Annotated in this window: 17 protein-coding genes; 14 read left to right on the top strand and 3 right to left on the bottom strand. The window is 60.4% G+C overall.

From position 1 onward, the window contains the following. Window positions 1–3: 3 nt before the first annotated feature. The 4 genes from cobW to cobO are packed head-to-tail and all read left to right on the top strand — an operon-like array spanning window position 4 to window position 6,286. Window positions 4–1,053, top strand: a complete 1,050-nt coding sequence (gene cobW / locus ACQZ6F_RS07505) for a cobalamin biosynthesis protein CobW (RefSeq protein WP_449092244.1) — start codon at window positions 4–6, stop codon at window positions 1,051–1,053. A gap of 9 nt (window positions 1,054–1,062) precedes the next feature. Next, window positions 1,063–5,049, top strand: a complete 3,987-nt coding sequence (gene cobN / locus ACQZ6F_RS07500; protein WP_449092245.1) for a cobaltochelatase subunit CobN — start codon at window positions 1,063–1,065, stop codon at window positions 5,047–5,049. Further along, window positions 5,046–5,645, top strand: a complete 600-nt coding sequence (locus ACQZ6F_RS07495; RefSeq protein ID WP_449092246.1) for a dimethylsulfonioproprionate lyase family protein — start codon at window positions 5,046–5,048, stop codon at window positions 5,643–5,645. The genes cobN and ACQZ6F_RS07495 overlap by 4 nt, the downstream gene beginning before the upstream one ends. Next, entirely contained in the window at window positions 5,642–6,286 is a 645-nt protein-coding gene (cobO, locus tag ACQZ6F_RS07490; RefSeq protein ID WP_449092247.1) for a cob(I)yrinic acid a,c-diamide adenosyltransferase, read from the top strand. Before ACQZ6F_RS07495 ends, cobO begins: the two co-directional genes overlap by 4 nt. A 17-nt stretch (window positions 6,287–6,303) precedes the next feature. Here cobO and ACQZ6F_RS07485 read toward each other — a convergent pair whose 3' ends face one another. The 3 genes from ACQZ6F_RS07485 to ACQZ6F_RS07475 form a co-directional block, all read right to left on the bottom strand. Further along, on the bottom strand, window positions 6,304–7,107 hold the full coding sequence (locus ACQZ6F_RS07485) for a helix-turn-helix domain-containing protein (RefSeq protein ID WP_449092248.1): 804 nt from the start codon (window positions 7,105–7,107) through the stop codon (window positions 6,304–6,306). Then, entirely contained in the window at window positions 7,104–7,469 is a 366-nt protein-coding gene (locus ACQZ6F_RS07480) for a nuclear transport factor 2 family protein (RefSeq protein WP_077468851.1), read from the bottom strand. Before ACQZ6F_RS07480 ends, ACQZ6F_RS07485 begins: the two co-directional genes overlap by 4 nt. Before the next feature lie 101 nt (window positions 7,470–7,570). Next, the gene (locus ACQZ6F_RS07475; protein ID WP_449092249.1) at window positions 7,571–8,356 is read right to left on the bottom strand and encodes a TSUP family transporter; all 786 of its coding nucleotides are present in this window, start codon (window positions 8,354–8,356) and stop codon (window positions 7,571–7,573) included. A gap of 148 nt (window positions 8,357–8,504) precedes the next feature. Between ACQZ6F_RS07475 and ACQZ6F_RS07470 the strand changes: the two genes are divergently transcribed. The 10 genes from ACQZ6F_RS07470 (at window position 8,505) to ACQZ6F_RS07425 (ending at window position 17,468) form a co-directional block, all read left to right on the top strand. Then, window positions 8,505–8,909 (top strand): cobalamin biosynthesis protein, encoded by a 405-nt coding sequence (locus ACQZ6F_RS07470; RefSeq protein WP_449092250.1) that lies wholly within the window; start codon window positions 8,505–8,507, stop codon window positions 8,907–8,909. 162 nt (window positions 8,910–9,071) lie between these two features. Next, window positions 9,072–10,031: a nucleoside hydrolase gene (locus ACQZ6F_RS07465; RefSeq protein WP_449092251.1), complete on the top strand. Its 960-nt coding sequence runs from the start codon at window positions 9,072–9,074 to the stop codon at window positions 10,029–10,031. A gap of 299 nt (window positions 10,032–10,330) precedes the next feature. Next, window positions 10,331–11,179, top strand: coding sequence for a uroporphyrinogen-III C-methyltransferase (cobA, locus tag ACQZ6F_RS07460; RefSeq protein WP_449092252.1), 849 nt, complete (start codon window positions 10,331–10,333; stop codon window positions 11,177–11,179). Next, window positions 11,176–12,483: a cobyrinate a,c-diamide synthase gene (locus ACQZ6F_RS07455; protein ID WP_449092253.1), complete on the top strand. Its 1,308-nt coding sequence runs from the start codon at window positions 11,176–11,178 to the stop codon at window positions 12,481–12,483. The genes cobA and ACQZ6F_RS07455 overlap by 4 nt, the downstream gene beginning before the upstream one ends. Next, window positions 12,480–13,499, top strand: coding sequence for a threonine-phosphate decarboxylase CobD (cobD, locus tag ACQZ6F_RS07450; RefSeq protein ID WP_449092254.1), 1,020 nt, complete (start codon window positions 12,480–12,482; stop codon window positions 13,497–13,499). The genes ACQZ6F_RS07455 and cobD overlap by 4 nt, the downstream gene beginning before the upstream one ends. Window positions 13,500–13,587: 88 nt before the next feature. After that, window positions 13,588–14,568, top strand: coding sequence for an adenosylcobinamide-phosphate synthase CbiB (gene cbiB / locus ACQZ6F_RS07445; RefSeq protein WP_449092255.1), 981 nt, complete (start codon window positions 13,588–13,590; stop codon window positions 14,566–14,568). Between the two features lie 121 nt (window positions 14,569–14,689). Then, window positions 14,690–15,118, top strand: coding sequence for a L,D-transpeptidase (locus tag ACQZ6F_RS07440; RefSeq protein ID WP_449092256.1), 429 nt, complete (start codon window positions 14,690–14,692; stop codon window positions 15,116–15,118). A 225-nt stretch (window positions 15,119–15,343) separates the two neighbouring features. After that, window positions 15,344–15,622 (top strand): acyl carrier protein, encoded by a 279-nt coding sequence (locus tag ACQZ6F_RS07435; RefSeq protein ID WP_034477251.1) that lies wholly within the window; start codon window positions 15,344–15,346, stop codon window positions 15,620–15,622. 124 nt (window positions 15,623–15,746) lie between these two features. Continuing rightward, a complete protein-coding gene (locus ACQZ6F_RS07430) occupies window positions 15,747–16,220 on the top strand; it encodes a 3-hydroxyacyl-ACP dehydratase FabZ family protein (RefSeq protein ID WP_077468840.1) in 474 nt (157 codons plus the stop codon). A 42-nt stretch (window positions 16,221–16,262) separates the two neighbouring features. Continuing rightward, window positions 16,263–17,468, top strand: a complete 1,206-nt coding sequence (locus tag ACQZ6F_RS07425) for a beta-ketoacyl-ACP synthase (RefSeq protein ID WP_449092257.1) — start codon at window positions 16,263–16,265, stop codon at window positions 17,466–17,468. Window positions 17,469–17,473: the final 5 nt, after the last annotated feature.

Genomic DNA, 17,473 nt, shown 5'->3' with positions numbered 1-17,473 from the left:
CATATGAACCAGGAAAAGATTCCCGCAACCGTCATCACCGGCTTTCTGGGAGCCGGCAAGACGACGATGATCCGCAATCTCTTGCAGAATGCAGGCGGCAAGAAGATCGCCCTCATCATCAACGAATTCGGCGATCTCGGCGTCGATGGCGATGTGCTCAAGGGCTGCGGCGCGGAGAACTGTACGGAAGACGATATTATCGAGCTGACCAATGGCTGCATCTGCTGCACCGTCGCCGACGATTTCATCCCGACCATGACGAAGCTGCTCGAGCGCGAATCCCGCCCAGACCATATCGTCATCGAGACGTCGGGTCTGGCACTGCCGCAGCCGCTGGTCGCCGCTTTCAACTGGCCTGATATCCGCACCCACGTCACCGTCGATGGCGTCATCACCGTGGTCGATAGCGCCGCCGTTGCAGCCGGCCGTTTTGCCGATGATCACGATGCTGTCGAGGCCCGCCGCGTCGAAGACGATTCGCTCGATCACGAAAGCCCGATCGAGGAACTGTTCGAGGATCAGCTGACCTGCGCCGATCTGATCGTTCTCAACAAGACCGACCTGATCGATGTCGCCGGCCTCGGCCGCGTTCGCGCCGAAGTCGCGTCACGCACGGTGCGCAAGCCGACGATCATCGAGGCGAAGAATGGCGATGTGCCAGCTGCAATCCTGCTCGGCCTTGGCATCGGCACCGAAGGCGATATTGCCAACCGCAAATCGCACCATGAGCTGGAGCATGAAGACGGAACGCCGCACGATCACGACGAGTTCGACAGCTTCGTCGTCGAGCTCGGTCCCATTGCTGATCCGGCCGCTTTCACCGAAGCGCTGAAGGGCGTGATCTCGGAACATGACGTACTGCGTCTAAAGGGCTTCGTTGACGTGCCCGGCAAGCCGATGCGCCTGCAGTTACAGGCCGTCGGCAGCCGCATCGATACCTATTTCGATCGTGCCTGGGCGCCCGGCGAGGCTCGCGCCACGCGCCTAGTCGTCATCGGCCTGCATGAGATGGACGAGCGGATCGTGCGCAAGGCGATCGAAGCGCTGGTCTAAGGCAGAGCCATGCATCTCCTGCTAGCCCAGAAGGGAACGATCAGCGACGGCGAAGAGGCGATCGATCTTGGCCAAACGCCAGGTGATATCCTTTTCCTGTCGGCCGCCGATACCGAGCTCGCGGCGATCGCCGCGGCGCACGGGCAGGGTGGCCGTTCCCTGAGGCTTGCGAGCCTGATGAGCCTCAAGCATCCAATGTCGGTCGATACCTATGTCGACCGGACAGCGCGGCATGCGAAGCTGATCATCGTGCGGGCTTTGGGAGGTGCAAGCTATTTCCATTATGCGCTGGAGGCACTGCATGCCTGCGCCGCGCGCTACGGCGCGGCGATTGCCGTGCTGCCGGGCGATTCAAAGCCCGATCCGGGGCTGACGCCATTTTCCAATGTCGCGCTCGATGATCTCAATGCGCTCTGGTCCTATCTGATCGAGGGTGGGGAGGCGAACTCCAGGGCGTTTCTGGCCTATGCCGAGGCGATGCTCTCGGGCGCCGAGAAGCCGATGCCCGCAGCCCCCTTGATGAAGGCTGGCATCTGGTGGCCGGGCAGAGGCGCGATCGGGATCGACGAGTGGAAGAGCCTTTCCAAGGTGGGGATGGTTGTCCCTGCAGAATTCGAACCTCCGACCGTTGCTATTTCTTTCTATCGTGCGCTGGTCCAGAGCGGTGAAACCAGGCCCGTCGAAGCGATGATCGAAGCGCTTATCGGCGAAGGTATGCGGCCGTTGCCTGTGTTCGCCTATAGCCTGAAGGATGCGGTTTCAGTCGGCATTCTGGAGAGCGTTTTTGCCGAGTTGAAGCCGGATGTTGTCGTCAATACGACGGGCTTTGCGGTGTCCGCACCGGGAGCGGATCGCCAACCGACAGTCTTGGAGTCGGGCGAGGCGATCGTCCTGCAGGCAATCTTCTCCGCTTCGTCAAAAGAGGCCTGGGAGGCATCGTCGCAGGGACTTTCCGCGCGCGATCTCGGCATGAATGTCGCGCTGCCAGAGGTCGATGGGCGCGTGCTTGCCCGTGCCGTATCGTTCAAGGCGGCGGCGCGTTACGACGAGCGGGTCGAGGCAAACATCGTTGCCAGCGAACCGCTTGATGATCGCATGCGCTATACGGCGCGGCTGGCCGCAAACTGGGCTCGATTGCGCAATGCGCAGCCGCGAGATCGTCGTGTCGCGCTTGTCATGGCGAACTATCCGAACCGGGACGGGCGACTAGGTAACGGCGTCGGGCTCGATACCCCCGCCGGCACGATCGAAGTTCTGAAGGCGATGCAGGCGGCAGGCTATCCTGTAACCGACGTGCCGGAAGATGGTGACGCGCTGATGCGGCATTTGGCGGATGGCCCTACAAATTCAGGGCATGACGGCCGTGTCGTTCGCGAAAGGCTTTGCTTCAGCGAATACAGGGGTTTCTTCTCATCGCTTCCGAAGCAGATTCAAGAGGAAATTACGGATCGTTGGGGCGATCTTGAGGCAGACCCTTATGCCTTGGATGGTTCCTTTGCCCTGCCATTTACTCGCTTCGGCAATGTGCTCGTCGGCATTCAGCCGGCGCGCGGCTACAATATCGATCCAAAGGAGAGTTACCATTCTCCGGATCTGGTTCCGCCGCACGGCTATCTCGCATTCTATGCTTTTCTGCGCCGATCCTTCGATGCCCATGCCGTTATCCACATGGGCAAGCATGGCAATCTCGAATGGCTGCCGGGCAAGGCGCTGGCGCTCTCCGAAACCTGCTATCCCGAGGCGATCCTCGGGCCGCTGCCCAATCTTTACCCGTTCATCGTCAATGACCCCGGCGAGGGCACGCAGGCCAAGCGTCGCACCAGCGCTGTGATCATCGACCATTTGACGCCGCCGTTGACGCGTGCCGAAAGCTATGGCCCGCTGAAGGATCTGGAGGCACTGGTCGACGAATATTACGAGGCGTCCGGTGGCGATCCACGCCGCATTCGTCTGCTGCGCAAGCAGATTTTGCACCTCGTCGCCGATATCGGTCTCGATCAGGATGCCGGCATTGCCAAGGACGAAGGCGAGGATGAGGCGTTGAAGAAACTCGACGCCTATCTCTGCGACCTCAAGGAAATGCAGATCCGCGACGGCCTGCACATTTTCGGTGTTTCGCCATCCGGGCGGTTGCTGACGGATTTGACGGTGGCTTTGGCGCGCGTGCCGCGTGGCTTGGGCGAGGGCGGCGACCAGAGCCTGCAGCGTGCGATTGCGCGGGATGCGTTGGGGTATGGAAGTGCGGAGGGCGCGGTACCCCCCTCTGTCGCGGTCGCGACATCTCCCCCACAAGGGGGGAGATCGTTAGCTCGCGGTGCTTCCTCGGACCAAACTGAGGTCGAGGCTGCTGATACTATTGGTGATAGATCAGGAGAGTGGAGCGGCATACTCCCTCTGATCTCCCCCCTTGTGGGGGAGATGTCAGCAAAGCTGACAGAGGGGGGTATCCCTCCACGAACACCATTCGATCCATTGGATTGCGATATGGCGGCGGACTGGACTGGCCAGCGTCCAGATATCCTCGCCAATATTTCCGACGCCCCCTGGCGTACCCAGGGCGATACTGTCGAGCGTGTCGAACTTCTGGCTGCTCAATTCGTGTCAGGCGAAATCGCCTGCCCGGTGAACTGGCCCCACGCAAGCGCTGTTCTCGCCGAGATCGAAACCCGCCTGAAGCCATCCATCCTTGCCTGCGGTGAAGCGGAGATCGCCGCGCTGATGAAGGGCCTTGACGGCCGTTTCGTCCCCCCCGGCCCGTCAGGCGCACCGACGCGAGGCAGGCCGGATGTGTTGCCGACCGGGCGGAATTTCTATTCGGTGGACAGTCGCGCCGTTCCGACGCCGGCGGCCTATGAGCTCGGCAAGAAATCCGCCGAACTGCTGATACGCCGCTATGTTCAGGACCATGGCGAGTGGCCCGTTTCGTTTGGCCTCACCGCCTGGGGCACATCGAACATGCGCACGGGCGGCGACGATATCGCGCAGGCGCTGGCGCTGATCGGTGTCAAGCCGGTCTGGGACATGAGCTCGCGGCGCGTCACCGGCTACGAGATCATCCCGCCGGCAATGCTTAGGCGGCCGCGCGTCGACGTCACGCTGCGCATCTCCGGCTTCTTTCGCGATGCCTTTCCCGAACAGATCGCTTTGTTCGACAAGGCGATCCGGGCTGTCGGGGCGCTCGAGGAGGGTGCGACTGATAATCCGATCGCAGCGCGCATGCGCGGCGAGATCGCGAGGCTGGAAGCGGCGGGTCTAGATGTGGTCTCCGCCAGTCGTCGCGCCGGCTACCGCATCTTCGGGTCCAAGCCCGGCGCTTACGGCGCTGGCCTGCAGGCGTTGATCGACGAGAAGGGCTGGGAGCGGCGCGCGGATCTGGCCGAAGCCTATCTGGTCTGGGGCAGCTATGCCTATGGCGCCGGCGAGGAAGGAAGGGCGGAGCGCGGGGTGTTCGAGGAGCGATTGCGCTCGATCCAGGCTGTCGTGCAGAACCAGGATAATCGCGAGCACGACCTGCTCGACAGCGACGACTATTATCAATTCGAGGGCGGTATGGCCGCCGCTGCCGAACAGCTGGCAGGCACGCGACCGTCGATCTATCACAATGACCATTCACGCCCGGAAAAGCCTGTCATTCGCTCGCTGGAAGAGGAGATCGGCCGGGTGGTGCGCGGACGCGTCGTCAATCCGAAATGGATCGATGGCGTCATGCGGCATGGCTATAAGGGCGCGTTCGAGATTGCGGCGACTGTGGACTATCTGTTCGCTTTCGCTGCGACGACAGGAGCGGTTCGCAACCATCATTTCGAGGCAGTCTATCAGGCCTTCGTCGTCGATCAGCGGGTGCGCGATTTCATGGCGGAGAAAAATCCGGCGGCGCTGCGCGACTTGAAGGAACGTCTGCTGGAGGCAATCGATCGCAATCTCTGGACGCCGAGAAGCAACTCGGCGCATTTTGATCTGGAGAGCCTGAAACCGGGCAAGGAGGTTGCGGCTTGAGCGCGGTCAACGACCTTTTGACTGTATTCCGCGACTATCTCCTGTTGCGCAGCGATCCGATGCTCGGGCATTTCATCGAAGGCTTTCAATGGTCGATGGAGGAGCGGCCTATTGTGCCGCGCGATCTGCCTGTTGTCAGTTATCTTCGCGAGCCTCATCGGCCGAGCAAGGAGCCGGAGTCAACTTTGTTTGCCAGGCTTCGCAACACCGCCAGCAGTTTGCATTGGGCCCAGACCTACAGCATCACCGATTTCGGTGGCGACTTTCTGCAGAAATATGGCTGGGTCGAGCTCTTCGGCACGCGCGGGCATTTCGCGAGCGATGACATGGCCGGCGGCTTTCTGCTGCTTGGGCCTGATGTGCATTATCCGGATCACCATCATCAGGCCGAGGAAATCTATATCCCGCTGACGGATGGTTCGCAGTGGAGCAAGGATGGGCAGCCTTTCCTGCCGCGCTGGTCTGGCGAGGTGATCCATCATCCCTCGAACATCCCCCATGCCATGCAGACGGAAGCGACACCGCTGGTGGCACTCTACCTCTGGCGTGGCGGGCCGCTGGCACAAAAATCTATTATATCAGGGAGAACGCAATGAGTGACGAATTGGCCGAAACCGGCACTGAGGCACCCAAGAACGACGACGCTCGCCATGCCGACAAGATGGCCAAGAAGAAGGCCGCGCGCGACAAGATCATGGCGTCGAAGACGGACGAGAAGGGTCTGATCATCGTCCATACGGGCAAGGGCAAGGGTAAATCTTCCGCCGCCTTCGGCATGATCTTCCGGCATATCGCCCATGGCAAACCCTGCGCCGTCGTACAGTTCATCAAGGGCGCCATGTGGACCGGTGAGCGCGACCTGATCGAGAAGCATTTCTCCGATGTCTGCCAATTCCATACGATGGGCGAGGGCTTCACCTGGGAGACGCAGGATCGCGCCCGCGACGTGGCGGCGGCAGGAGCCGCCTGGGAGAAGGCCAAGGAACTGATCCGGGACGAGCGCAACTCCATGGTGCTGCTGGATGAGATCAACATCGCGCTTCGCTACGATTATCTCGACCTCAACGAGGTGATCGAATTCCTGAAGGCCGAAAAGCCTTACATGACGCATGTGGTATTGACGGGCCGTAATGCCAAGGAAGAGCTGTTCGAGATCGCCGATCTCGTCACCGAGATGGAGCTGATCAAGCATCCGTTCCGCTCCGGCATCAAGGGGCAGCCGGGCGTCGAATTCTGATTGACTGCGAGGCTCCCCTAGCTGCCAGGGATCATCGTCTTCAGCAGTTCGGCGGTCTCAGTGTCCGCAGGGTAGAAGGACTCGATCGCCAGCTCCGATAGTGTCACATCGACCGGTGTCCCGAAGATGGTGGTTGTCGAGATGAAGGAGAGGCGGCCCGCTTCTGTGAGGAGTTCGAGCGGCACCGCGATACCGGCGAAATCCCGGTCGATGGAGCCTGTTTTCTGCATGGGTGGTGCTGGATAGGCGGAAAGCTCTTTCAGCAACGTCACTAGCACGGGGTCGCCCGTCGCTGATATCTGCTGGCGCAGGCGCTCCAGCAGATGGTTGCGCCATTCCGCCAGATTGATGATCTGGGGCGCCAACCCATCCGGATGCAGGCTGAGCCGCAGGACATTTATCGGCGCGGTGGTCAGCGAGATATCGGCGACACCGGCAAGCAGCGGCGCAACTGCTGCATTGGCGGCAACCAACGTCCAGTGCCGATCGATTGCCAGAGCCGGGAAGGGTTCATGGCCCTTCAGGACCATATCAATGGCGCGGCGTGCCGGCGCAAGGGCAGGATCATCCAGCTTACGTTCGGGAAAGACCGGAGCAAATCCTGCCGCCAGAAGCATGGGATTGCGCTCGCGCAAGGGAACGCCGAGCCGCTCTGCGAGATGCATCAGCATCTCGCGGCTGGGAAGCGAGCGCCCGCTCTCGATGAAGCTGAGATGTCGTTGCGATATATCGGCTTCAAGGGCGAATTCCAGCTGGCTCAAACGACGGCGTTGCCGCCATTCGCGCAGATGGTCGCCGAGAGAGCGGGCTGTCGCCATCATGCAGCTACCGGCAGCTGGTCGATGAAGCCGTGTACGGACTTCAGGCGATCTCCCTCGAGAATGGCGAAATCCGTACCCTTGATCAGCGGCTCGGCATCAACAGGGCCAAATCCCCAGGAAAAGCGCAGGTTGTCGCCATGCCGGTCGCCCTCGGTGATCAGCGTGAAGCGGAAGCCGGGGAAGCGTTCATGCGCTGCCGTGACCAGGGCATGGATCTGCTCGCGATCGTCGGCCCGCATCATCGGATCGATATAGCTGCAGTTTTCGGTCCATGCTTCGGCGATGAGGGCGCGTCGGCGGTCCGTGTCCGCCTCGTTCCAGATGGCGATATAGCGGTCGGCAATGGTGGTGGCATCGGTCATCGGTCAACTCCTTTGGCTCGCCTGAACCGTTCAGGCAGGGCGATCATCGGCGCGTACCGAAGCACTATCAATTACGTCGGAGGTAATCAAAGGCTCTGATCTTACAGTCCGAGCCAGATCCTGACGGGATGCGATGGGTCGGCTAGCAGCTTCACGGCGAAGGCGATGCAGACGACGACCAGCAACGGTTTGATCAATTTCGCGCCGATGCGCATGGCGAGCCGCGAGCCGAGCTGGGCACCGAGGAACTGGCCGAGCCCCATCGTCAGCCCGACTTTCCAAAGAATGGCGCCGGAGAAGATGAAGACGATAAGGCTGCCCAGATTCGAGCCGAAATTGAGCAGCTTCGTATGTGCCGTCGCTTTCAGCAGGCCGAAGCCGGCGAGCGTGACGAAGGCCAGCATGAGGAACGAACCGGTGCCTGGTCCGAAGGCACCGTCGTAAAAGCCGATCAGCGGCACGAGGGTCACGCCGAAAAGCCCCGCACTCATGCGCCGATGCTTTTCGATATCGCCGAGATTGGGCTTGATGGCGAAGTAGAGCGCAATGGCGATCAGCAGGAAAGGCAGGATGACGCGCAGAACATAGCTCGGCATGATCGTTGCCAGCATCGCGCCAAGCATGCCGCCGATCACGGCCATCAGCGCCATCGGCAGTTGTTCGCGGAGCTGCACATGCCCCTGCCGGGCATAGGCGATAGTTGCAGAGGCGGCGCCGCAGATCGACTGCACCTTGTTGGTGCCGAGCGTCTGCAGCGGCGGAATGCCAGCCAACAGCATGGCAGGCACCGTGACCAGCCCGCCGCCACCTGCGATGGAATCGACAAAACCGGCAAAGAAGGCAGCGGCAAAGAGCAGGAGCAGGATCTGGAGGGTAATGTCTTGCAAGGCGGGAACTCTAAGGCGGGAGATTAGCGCGCCTTCTTGCACTTCGATGGCTTAAAGGCAATTGCCTGTAGGACACATCGGGCGAAATTGACGGCTCGGGAAAGGGTGGCTACACCTGCGATATCGGTTGTCGCAGCTGGGAGCGAACATGACCACATATGCCAATTCCGCCCGCCGCTATATCCTTGGCCTTGGTTGCGAAAGCGGCACGGACTGGAACCATGTGCGCCTGTTGGCGGAGCGAGCCATGCAGGAGGTCGGAATCGGGCGCGAGGAGCTGCTAGCCGTCGTGTCCATCGATACACGCATGGACGAGCCTGCCATCCTGGAGGTCGCGACGCATTTTCGCCTGCCGGTGCGCTTTTTCAAGGCAGCCGCGCTGGAGCGGGAGACGCCACGCCTGAGGAACCCGTCCGATGTCGTCTTCACCCATGTCGGCTGCCATGGCGTCGCTGAAGCCGCCGCATTGGCGGCTGCCGGTGCCGATGCGGAGCTTGTCCTGCCCAAGATAAAATCGGATTTCGCCACCGCCGCGATCGCCAGGATCGGGTGACGACTGAAATCACTGTTGCCATCACACAAATGGCTCATGCGACATCGTGGCGGCATTTCGCCGGCCGTGGTTCTCGTGTATTCCGGTAGTTCGAGCATGATCAGAAACGGGAGGAGATTTCCGGAAGATCAAGCTTAATCAGTATATTGGTAAGGAAAAATCATGCATAAGGTCATTTACGATACGGATCCGGGCGTTGACGACGCCATGGCGCTTCTCTTTCTTCATCGCCACCCGGATATCGACCTTCTCGGTGTAACGACGGTTTTCGGCAACGCCTCGGTGGATACGACGACCCGCAACGCGCTATTCCTCAAGCGCGAGTGGAATATTCCGTGTCCGGTCGCCCGCGGTGCCAGCGTCACCTTCGATCCCTCGCGGCACGAACGGGCATGGCCGACGATGGTTCATGGCCACAACGGTCTCGGTGACATCGAGGTGCCTGACACGATCGATCTGCCGGCCGATCCGCGACCTGCCTATCAGTTCATTATCGATACTGTCCGCGCCAACCCAGGTGAGGTGACGCTGGTCGCCGTTGGTCGCATGACCAATCTTGCCTTGGCCCTGAAGCACGATCCCGAAATCGCCTCGCTTGTAAAAGATGTCGTCATCATGGGCGGCAACTTCTATGTGCCGGGCAATGTCAGCCCAGTGGCCGAGGCGAATATCCATGGCGATCCGGAAGCTGCCGATTTCGTCATGACGGCACCGTGGAAGGTGGTCGTTGTCGGTCTCGACGTCACGTCGATCACGACCATGAGCCGCAGCTATCTGGCCGATATGGCAAAGGCCGGTGGCCCGTCCGTGCAATTGCTGTCGGATCTGTCGCAATCCTACATCGATTTCTACAAGCATGCGGTCGAAGACGGCATGATGGTTCACGACAGCTGCGCCTGCGTCTATGTCGTGGCGCCGGAGTTGTTCGACACGATCAACGGTTCGATCCGTGTCGTCTGCGGCGGTATCGCCGATGGTCAGACGATCATCAAGCAGGACGGCCGCCACTTTCCGCCGGGTGATTGGGACAATCTGCCGAGCCAGATCGCCTGCACGGGCATCCGCTCGCAGCAGGTCATCGACCTTATCCGTGATGTGATTCTGGGCAAGGTAAAGCACTAAGGCAGATAAGGAGGGGGCGATCGCGTCCCCTCCGCCATCCCTGGCTCCATTGAACAGCCATTCCGGCGAGTTATCATATGGTTATTTGAGTTTTCGGACATATTGAGTCCGCAAAGCCGCTCGCTTGATTGGCATAGGTTTCCATGTCCTGTCGCCGTTGGAAAAGCCCATAGCGTGCTATCGCTCATGCCGAAGGTTTCTATTGCGTAGTGTTGGCGAGGGAACGGATGCCAGGTTCGCGTCGTCTTATCCCGTTCTCAACGTTGCAATTTCAGCCATGCGGGCATAGGACAAATGAGATGAATGACACTGCATTTTCCAATCTGCCGGTGCTTGAGCCGGGCTCCGTCTGGCTGGTCGGTGCCGGGCCTGGAGATGCAGGCCTGTTGACTCTGCTGGCGGCCAAGGGACTGGCCGAGGCGGATATCATCGTACACGACGCATTGGTGAACGAGGATTGCCTCAAGCTCGCGCGGCCGGGCGCCGTGCTGGAATATGCGGGCAAACGCGGCGGCAAGCCTTCAGCCAAGCAGCGGGATATTTCGCTGCGGCTGGTGGAGCTGGCGCGCGCCGGCAAACGCGTTCTGCGCCTGAAGGGAGGAGACCCCTTTGTTTTCGGGCGGGGCGGCGAGGAAGCGCTGATGCTCGTGGAGCACGGTATTCCCTTCCGTATCGTACCCGGCATCACGGCCGGCATCGGCGGGCTTGCCTATGCCGGCATTCCGGTCACCCATCGCGACGTCAATCATGCTGTTACGTTCCTGACTGGCCATGATTCGTCCGGCGTCGTGCCTGACGCCATCGACTGGGAGGCGATCGGCAAGGGATCGCCTGTCATCGTCATGTATATGGCGATGAAACATATCGCCCAGATCACCGCCAATCTCATTGCTGCTGGCCGTTCTGCGGATGAGCCTGTCGCTTTCGTCTGCAATGCCGCCACCTCTTCGCAGCAGGTGCTGGAAACGACGCTTGGGCGCGCAACGGCTGATATCGAGGCCTCCGGCCTGGAGCCGCCTGCCATCGTGGTCGTCGGTGACGTCGTAAAGCTGCGCCCGTCGCTCGATTGGCTCGGCGCTCTTTCCGGGCGCAAGCTTCTGCCGGCAACGGAGGGGCGGGCTGGAGCCGGGCGCAAGGAGTCGGCATGAGTGGCCTCTTGATTGCCGCACCGGCATCGGGCTCCGGCAAGACAACGTTTACGCTTGGCCTCTTGAGGGCGTTGCGGCAGAGGGGCATTGCCGTTGCATCCGGTAAGGCCGGTCCCGATTATATCGATCCGGCCTTTCACGCGGCAGCGGCGGGCTCGCCCTGTCTCAATTTCGATCCCTGGGCCATGCGTCCCGAACTTATATCCGCCAACTCGGCGCTTCATCGCGCCGGTGGCCGGATGCTTGTCATCGAGGGCATGATGGGCCTGTTCGATGGCGCCGCTGACGGTTCCGGCACGCCGGCCGATCTTGCGGCCTTACTGAGCCTTCCCGTCGTGCTGGTTATCGATGTCTCGCGCATGTCACATTCGGTGGCGGCTGTCGTCAGCGGTTTTGCCAACTTCCGCGCCGATATTCGTATCGCCGGCGTCGTGCTCAATCGGGTCGCAAGTGAGCGGCACGAGGCAATGCTGCGCCGTGCGCTCGACGCCGTGCGAATGCCCATTTTCGCCGTCATGGGCAGTGACAAGAACCTGACGCTGCCTGAAAGGCATCTCGGGCTTGTGCAGGCCGGAGAGCACGCCGCGCTGGAGCAATTTATCGAGTCCGCGGCCGGCATCGTGTCGAAGGCATGCAATTTCGAGCTGTTGCTGCGGGCGGCCCAGCAGAATGTCGTGCACCCGTCGGCCGCCAATATCGCGCGGCTGATGCCACTCGGGCAGCGTATCGCGGTGGCGCGCGATATCGCATTCGCGTTTTGCTACGAGCATATGCTGCTCGGCTGGCGGCGGCGCGGCGCGGAGATTTCCTTCTTTTCCCCTTTGGCAGACGAAGCGCCGGCAGCAGATGCGGATGCCGTCTATCTGCCTGGCGGTTATCCCGAACTGCATGCAGGCAAACTTGCGAGCGCCCATAATTTTCTTGCGGGAGTGAGAGACGCGGCAGCGCGCGGGGCGCGCATCTATGGCGAATGCGGCGGCTATATGGTGCTTGGCGACGGCTTGGTGGATGCCGCAGGCGCACGCCACGCGATGCTCGGTCTCCTGCCAGTTGTGACGAGCTACGAGAAGCGGCAGCGCCATCTGGGCTACCGGCGCTTGACGCCTCTTGTGGGCTCGTTCTTCGACCAACCAATGACGGCGCATGAGTTTCACTATTCGACGATCGTTTCGGAAGGCGAGGCGGACCGCCTGTTTGCGGTCAAGGATGCACTCGGTGCGGATCTCGGCGCTGCAGGCCTGCAGCGCGCCAATGTCGCGGGTTCCTATATGCATCTGATCGATCTTGCCGGGGAGCCTGCATGACCAACAGGATCGTCCACGGCGGCGGCATCACCGCGGCGGCGCGTCAATATGGTGGGCGGCCGGAAGATTGGCTGGATTTGTCGACCGGCATCAATCCCAATCCCGTTTCCTTGCCGGAGGTGCCTGTCTCGGCCTGGCATCGGCTGCCAGACCAGCATCTGCAGGAGCGGGCGCGCGAGGCGGCGAGGGGATATTACCGCAGCGGTGACATCCTGCCCTTGCCGGTTCCGGGCACGCAATCGGTCATCCAATTGCTTCCAAGGCTAGTTCCTGGCGGAAGCATCGCCGTTCTATCGCCGACCTATGGTGAATATGCCCGGGCTTTCACACTCGCGGGCCTTAAGGTGCGTCAGGTTTCCGGAATTGCCGATCTGACCGCGGATGATGGGCTTGTGGTCGTCGTCAATCCCAACAATCCGGACGGGCGGATGTTGTCGCTCGATCAATTGCGGGATCTGCATGACAGGCAACACAGGCAAGGCGGCATTCTGCTTGTTGATGAGGCCTTCGGCGATGTCGAGCCGGCGGCGAGCATCGCACCTTATGCCGGCTCCATGCCGGGCCTCATCGTCTTCCGCTCCTTCGGCAAGTTCTTCGGTCTGGCCGGCCTGCGGCTCGGCTTTGTGATTGCTGAACCCTCTATCATGGCTCGTTTCGAGGACTGGCTCGGCCCCTGGGCGGTGTCAGGCCCGGCGCTGTCGATCGCGGCATCGCTGATGGAGCGTGACACCAGCGGCATCCGCGACCGCATTCTGCAACGACATCGCGGGCTGGAGACGGTTCTCCGTCAATCACATCTGCATGTTGCCGGAGGCACGGCTTTGTTCACGCTTGTTGCGGACGACCGTGCCGAGAGGATATATACGCATCTCTGCCGCCACCATATTCTGGTCCGCAAGCTCGATTATGCGCCTCATTGGCTGCGCTTCGGTCTTGCTCCGGATGAACAGGCGGATCGCAGACTCGCCGGGGCACTGGAGTCGGATGATTTTAGGTCTGTTCGACCTAAAATCTGAATCCGCTCCAGAAACAAATAAGTAGAGCATGATGTCGTCCGAAAACTGCTCACACTTTTCGGCATCATGCTCTTGAGGATTATTCGACATGAGCGCCGACGAACATTTGCTTATTCTTGTCCTAGCCCTGCTGCTGGATCGCATCGTCGGCGATCCCGACTGGCTGTGGCAGCGCTTCCCGCATCCCGTGGTGCTGTTCGGCAAGGCGATTTCTTCCTTCGATCGACGGTTCAACGGAAAGGACCTGTCCGGCGTGCTTCGCCGTCGCAACGGTATCATGTCGATCGTTGCCTTGCTGATGGGAGCTGTTATTGCCGGCTGGGCGGTGCATGGGCTGCTCGCCTTTTTCGGCTGGCTTGGTATTTTGGTCGAAGCGGCGCTTGTCGCGGTGTTCCTGGCGCAGAAGAGCCTGGCCGATCACGTCGGCGAGGTGTCGCAGGCATTGCGGACCAATGGCCTGGAAGGTGGCCGTCTTGCCGTGTCGCGCATCGTCGGTCGCGATCCCGAAACCCTGGATGAACCTGGCGTCTGCCGCGCGGCGATCGAAAGTCTTGCCGAAAACTTTTCCGATGGAGTCGTGGCGCCGGCGCTCTGGTACGGCATTTTCGGCCTTCCGGGCCTGTTTTTCTACAAGATGCTCAATACGGCTGATTCGATGATCGGCCATAAATCCGAAACCTATATCGACTTCGGGCGCGCTGCCGCCCGGCTGGACGATCTCGCAAACTGGCCGGCCGCGCGGCTGTCGATCCTGCTGATCGCCGTCGGTGCGCTCGCCAAGCGCGGGATTTCGGCGCTTGGAAATGCCATCCGCGTCGCGGTGAGGGATGGCGGGCTGCATCGGTCCCCGAATTCCGGCCGACCGGAAGCGGCGATGGCGGGTGCGCTGGACATCCAGCTCGCGGGGCCGCGGATCTATGGCGGCGAACTCGTGCGCGAACCGATGATCAATGGCGCTGGTCGCGACACCGCCACCGTCAGCGATATAGAGGCGGGGATTTCGATCTTCTATTCGGCATGCTCGATGCTGACGTTTCTCGCCTTTTTGGGCTTTCTGCTGATGCTATGAGCGGCTGCCACCATTAACAGATTTATCACTATATGTATTAATGTGGTATAATTCACATTGTGATAAGGTCTCCCATCGTCTGAATTGCTTCAAGAAGAAGCAAACGGTCGGAGGGGATAAGATGAAATATGTAATGATGGCTGCCATTGCATGTCTGCCTACACTATTGCACGCTGGATCGGCTAGCGGAGGAACGGTTCTTGCGACTGTCGATCTTCGCTCGCAAACAATGACAGTCTCGGAAGACGGTGTTTTCAAGTATCGTTGGAAAGTGTCGACGGCGCGCAGAGGTTATGTGACGCCGGTCGGCGCTTACACGGCCAAATGGCTTTCGAAGGATCATCGTTCGAAGAAATACGACGATGCGCCCATGCCCTATGCGGTATTCTTCAATGGCGGCTACGCAGTCCACGGCACTTACGAGGTCAGGCAGCTGGGCAGGCCTGCATCACATGGCTGTGTACGGCTTGAGACACGCAATGCCGCGACCTTTTTCTCGATGGCATCGGATGTGGGACTTCACAATACGCGCATTGTCATAAGCGAGTAACGGGCTAGATCGGGCAAGTTTCGCAGCAAATGCCGGCATGCCACAATGCCGCCGCAGCTTGCACGCATGTCGGCTGCGATCTCCTTAATTGTGATGTGAGCGCGGTTTTGCTGTTTGCGCAACAGTCACCTGCCAAATTGCCGGGGTTTCTGGTGGAAACCATTGGCTTTTGGAATGGATTTCCCTATGAGGGGGATTGAATTATTATTTCAAGAGGTATGGGCAGTGACTGCTACATTTGACAAAGTTGCCGACATCATCGCTGAGACCAGCGAAATCGACCGGGCTACGATCACTCCGGAAAGCCACACGATTGACGATCTCGGCATCGACAGCCTCGACTTCCTGGACATCGTGTTCGCCATCGACAAGGAATTCGGCATCAAGATCCCGCTCGAGCAGTGGACGCAGGAAGTCAACGAAGGCAAGGTTTCGACCGAAGAGTACTTCGTGCTGAAGAATCTCTGCGCCAAGATCGATGAATTGCGCGCCGCCAAGGGCTGAGCAACATCCTTGCATTTTTTTTGTCGCCCAGCCGCCCCTGAATATGGCGGCCGGGCGGTTTCATTCTTAAATAGCGTATCCCGCCCGTAGCATTGTGCGCCGTCGGGTCGGAGCGGAGGCGTTGATGCTGCTGGAATATTTCCAGATGATCGACAAGGTCGAGTCGGTCGATCTGTCCAAGGGTCTGTTGAAGGCGCATTCCGTCGTTCCGGCGAAAAGCCCGGTTTTCGAAGGCCATTTTCCCGGCATGCCACTGGTTCCCGGTGTTCTCCTCATCGAAACCATGGCGCAGGCCTCGGGCATGCTGGTGCTTGCCGCCACGAAGTTTACCTATATGCCGTTCCTGATGTCGGTCGATGGCGCCAAGATGCGGACATTCGTCGAGCCGGAGGCGGAGCTGGATATCGAAGCCGAGCTGGAGCACGATGGTTCCGGTTTCGCGGTGACCAAGGCGCGTATCACCATTGCCGGAAAGAAGATCTGCGATGCGCAGTTGAAGCTGCGCACCATGCCGTTTAATGAGGTGCCGCTCGCCGATATCGTGCGCAAGCGGGCGAGTGAGGTCGGGCTTCTCGACGCCATCGCCGCCAACGGTTGACGCTACCGGCTTGCGGGTGCCGCATTCGAAGAGGATTGATGAATGAGCAAGGCTCAGAATGATGTGGTGATCACAGGTGTCGGCATCGTCACCTGCCAGGGTGTCGGCAAGGATGCGCATGTCGCACTGCTGACCGCGGACAAGGCGCCACCGACCATCGTCGAGACCGAAAAGTTCAAGCCATATCCGGTCCACCCGCTGCCTGAGATCGACTGGTCGCAGCAAATCCCCAAGCGTGGCGACCAGCGCCAGATGGAAAACTGGCAGCGCATCGGCGTCTTCACCGCCGGCCTGGCGCTCGATGATGCCGGTTTCAAGGATGATCTGGAAGCCTGCGGCAGCATGGACATGATTGTCGCGGCCGGCGGCGGTGAGCGTGATACGAATGTCGACACGTTGATCGTCAACGAAGGGTTGAAGCGCAACGATCGCGAATTGCTGCTGAACGAGAAGCTGACGACCGAGCTGCGGCCGACGCTGTTTCTGGCGCAGCTTTCGAACCTTTTGGCCGGCAATATCTCGATCGTCCACAAGGTCACGGGTTCGTCACGCACTTTCATGGGTGAGGAAGCCTCCGGCGTTTCCGCCATCGAGACGGCCTTCCACCGCATCAAGTCGGGTGAATCGACCCATGCGCTGGTCGGCGGCGCGTTTTCGGCCGAACGTCTGGACATGATCCTCTTGATCGAGTCGATCAATGCGCACGCCATCGGCGACTGGCATCCGCTCTGGTCGCGCAAGCCGGAAGACGGCGGCGGCATAATCATGGGCTCGCTGAGCGCTTTCATCGTGCTTGAATCGCGCGCCCATGCGGAAGGCCGCGGAGCACGGATCTATGCGACCATCGATTCGGTCGAAGGTGATCGCGGCCGGCGCGACGATGGTAAACTCGAAGCGCGGCTCGAGCGCATGCTTGCACCCGCCAAGCAGGTTCCGGACGCAACGACCGTCGTCTTTTCCGGCACGACGGCAATCCATGATCTTGCAGAACGCGAAAAGGCGGTGCTGGAAGCCCAGCTTCCAGCCGCGGCTATTCGTGCCTATTCCGGCATTTCCGGCCACGGGCTGGAAAGCCAGTTTCCGCTCGGGATCGCTTTTGCAGCACTTGCCCTGGCCAATGGGGCCAAGGTGCCCCCCTTCGATGCCTCCTATGAAAAGCCGATGGCCGCAGGCGCGCGTAATGCCGTCGTAACGACTGTCGGCCATGTGCGCGGCGAAGGCATCGCCGTACTTTCCGCTGAAGCGTAGTAGGG

The organism is Rhizobium sp. A22-96 (assembly GCF_053521805.1).
Note: the sequence above shows the minus strand (reverse complement) of the source record. Positions and strands in the feature narration are given on the sequence as shown.

Coding starts and splice junctions, on each gene's coding strand:
- cobA (WP_449092252.1), top strand. CDS start 10,331: ATGAATGACACTGCATTTTCCAATCTGCCGGTGCTTGAGCCGGGCTCC.
- ACQZ6F_RS07485 (WP_449092248.1), bottom strand. CDS start 7,107: ATGATGGCGACAGCCCGCTCTCTCGGCGACCATCTGCGCGAATGGCGG.
- cbiB (WP_449092255.1), top strand. CDS start 13,588: ATGAGCGCCGACGAACATTTGCTTATTCTTGTCCTAGCCCTGCTGCTG.
- cobN (WP_449092245.1), top strand. CDS start 1,063: ATGCATCTCCTGCTAGCCCAGAAGGGAACGATCAGCGACGGCGAAGAG.
- ACQZ6F_RS07470 (WP_449092250.1), top strand. CDS start 8,505: ATGACCACATATGCCAATTCCGCCCGCCGCTATATCCTTGGCCTTGGT.
- cobD (WP_449092254.1), top strand. CDS start 12,480: ATGACCAACAGGATCGTCCACGGCGGCGGCATCACCGCGGCGGCGCGT.
- ACQZ6F_RS07430 (WP_077468840.1), top strand. CDS start 15,747: ATGCTGCTGGAATATTTCCAGATGATCGACAAGGTCGAGTCGGTCGAT.
- ACQZ6F_RS07425 (WP_449092257.1), top strand. CDS start 16,263: ATGAGCAAGGCTCAGAATGATGTGGTGATCACAGGTGTCGGCATCGTC.
- ACQZ6F_RS07465 (WP_449092251.1), top strand. CDS start 9,072: ATGCATAAGGTCATTTACGATACGGATCCGGGCGTTGACGACGCCATG.
- ACQZ6F_RS07480 (WP_077468851.1), bottom strand. CDS start 7,469: ATGACCGATGCCACCACCATTGCCGACCGCTATATCGCCATCTGGAAC.
- cobO (WP_449092247.1), top strand. CDS start 5,642: ATGAGTGACGAATTGGCCGAAACCGGCACTGAGGCACCCAAGAACGAC.
- cobW (WP_449092244.1), top strand. CDS start 4: ATGAACCAGGAAAAGATTCCCGCAACCGTCATCACCGGCTTTCTGGGA.
- ACQZ6F_RS07440 (WP_449092256.1), top strand. CDS start 14,690: ATGAAATATGTAATGATGGCTGCCATTGCATGTCTGCCTACACTATTG.
- ACQZ6F_RS07455 (WP_449092253.1), top strand. CDS start 11,176: ATGAGTGGCCTCTTGATTGCCGCACCGGCATCGGGCTCCGGCAAGACA.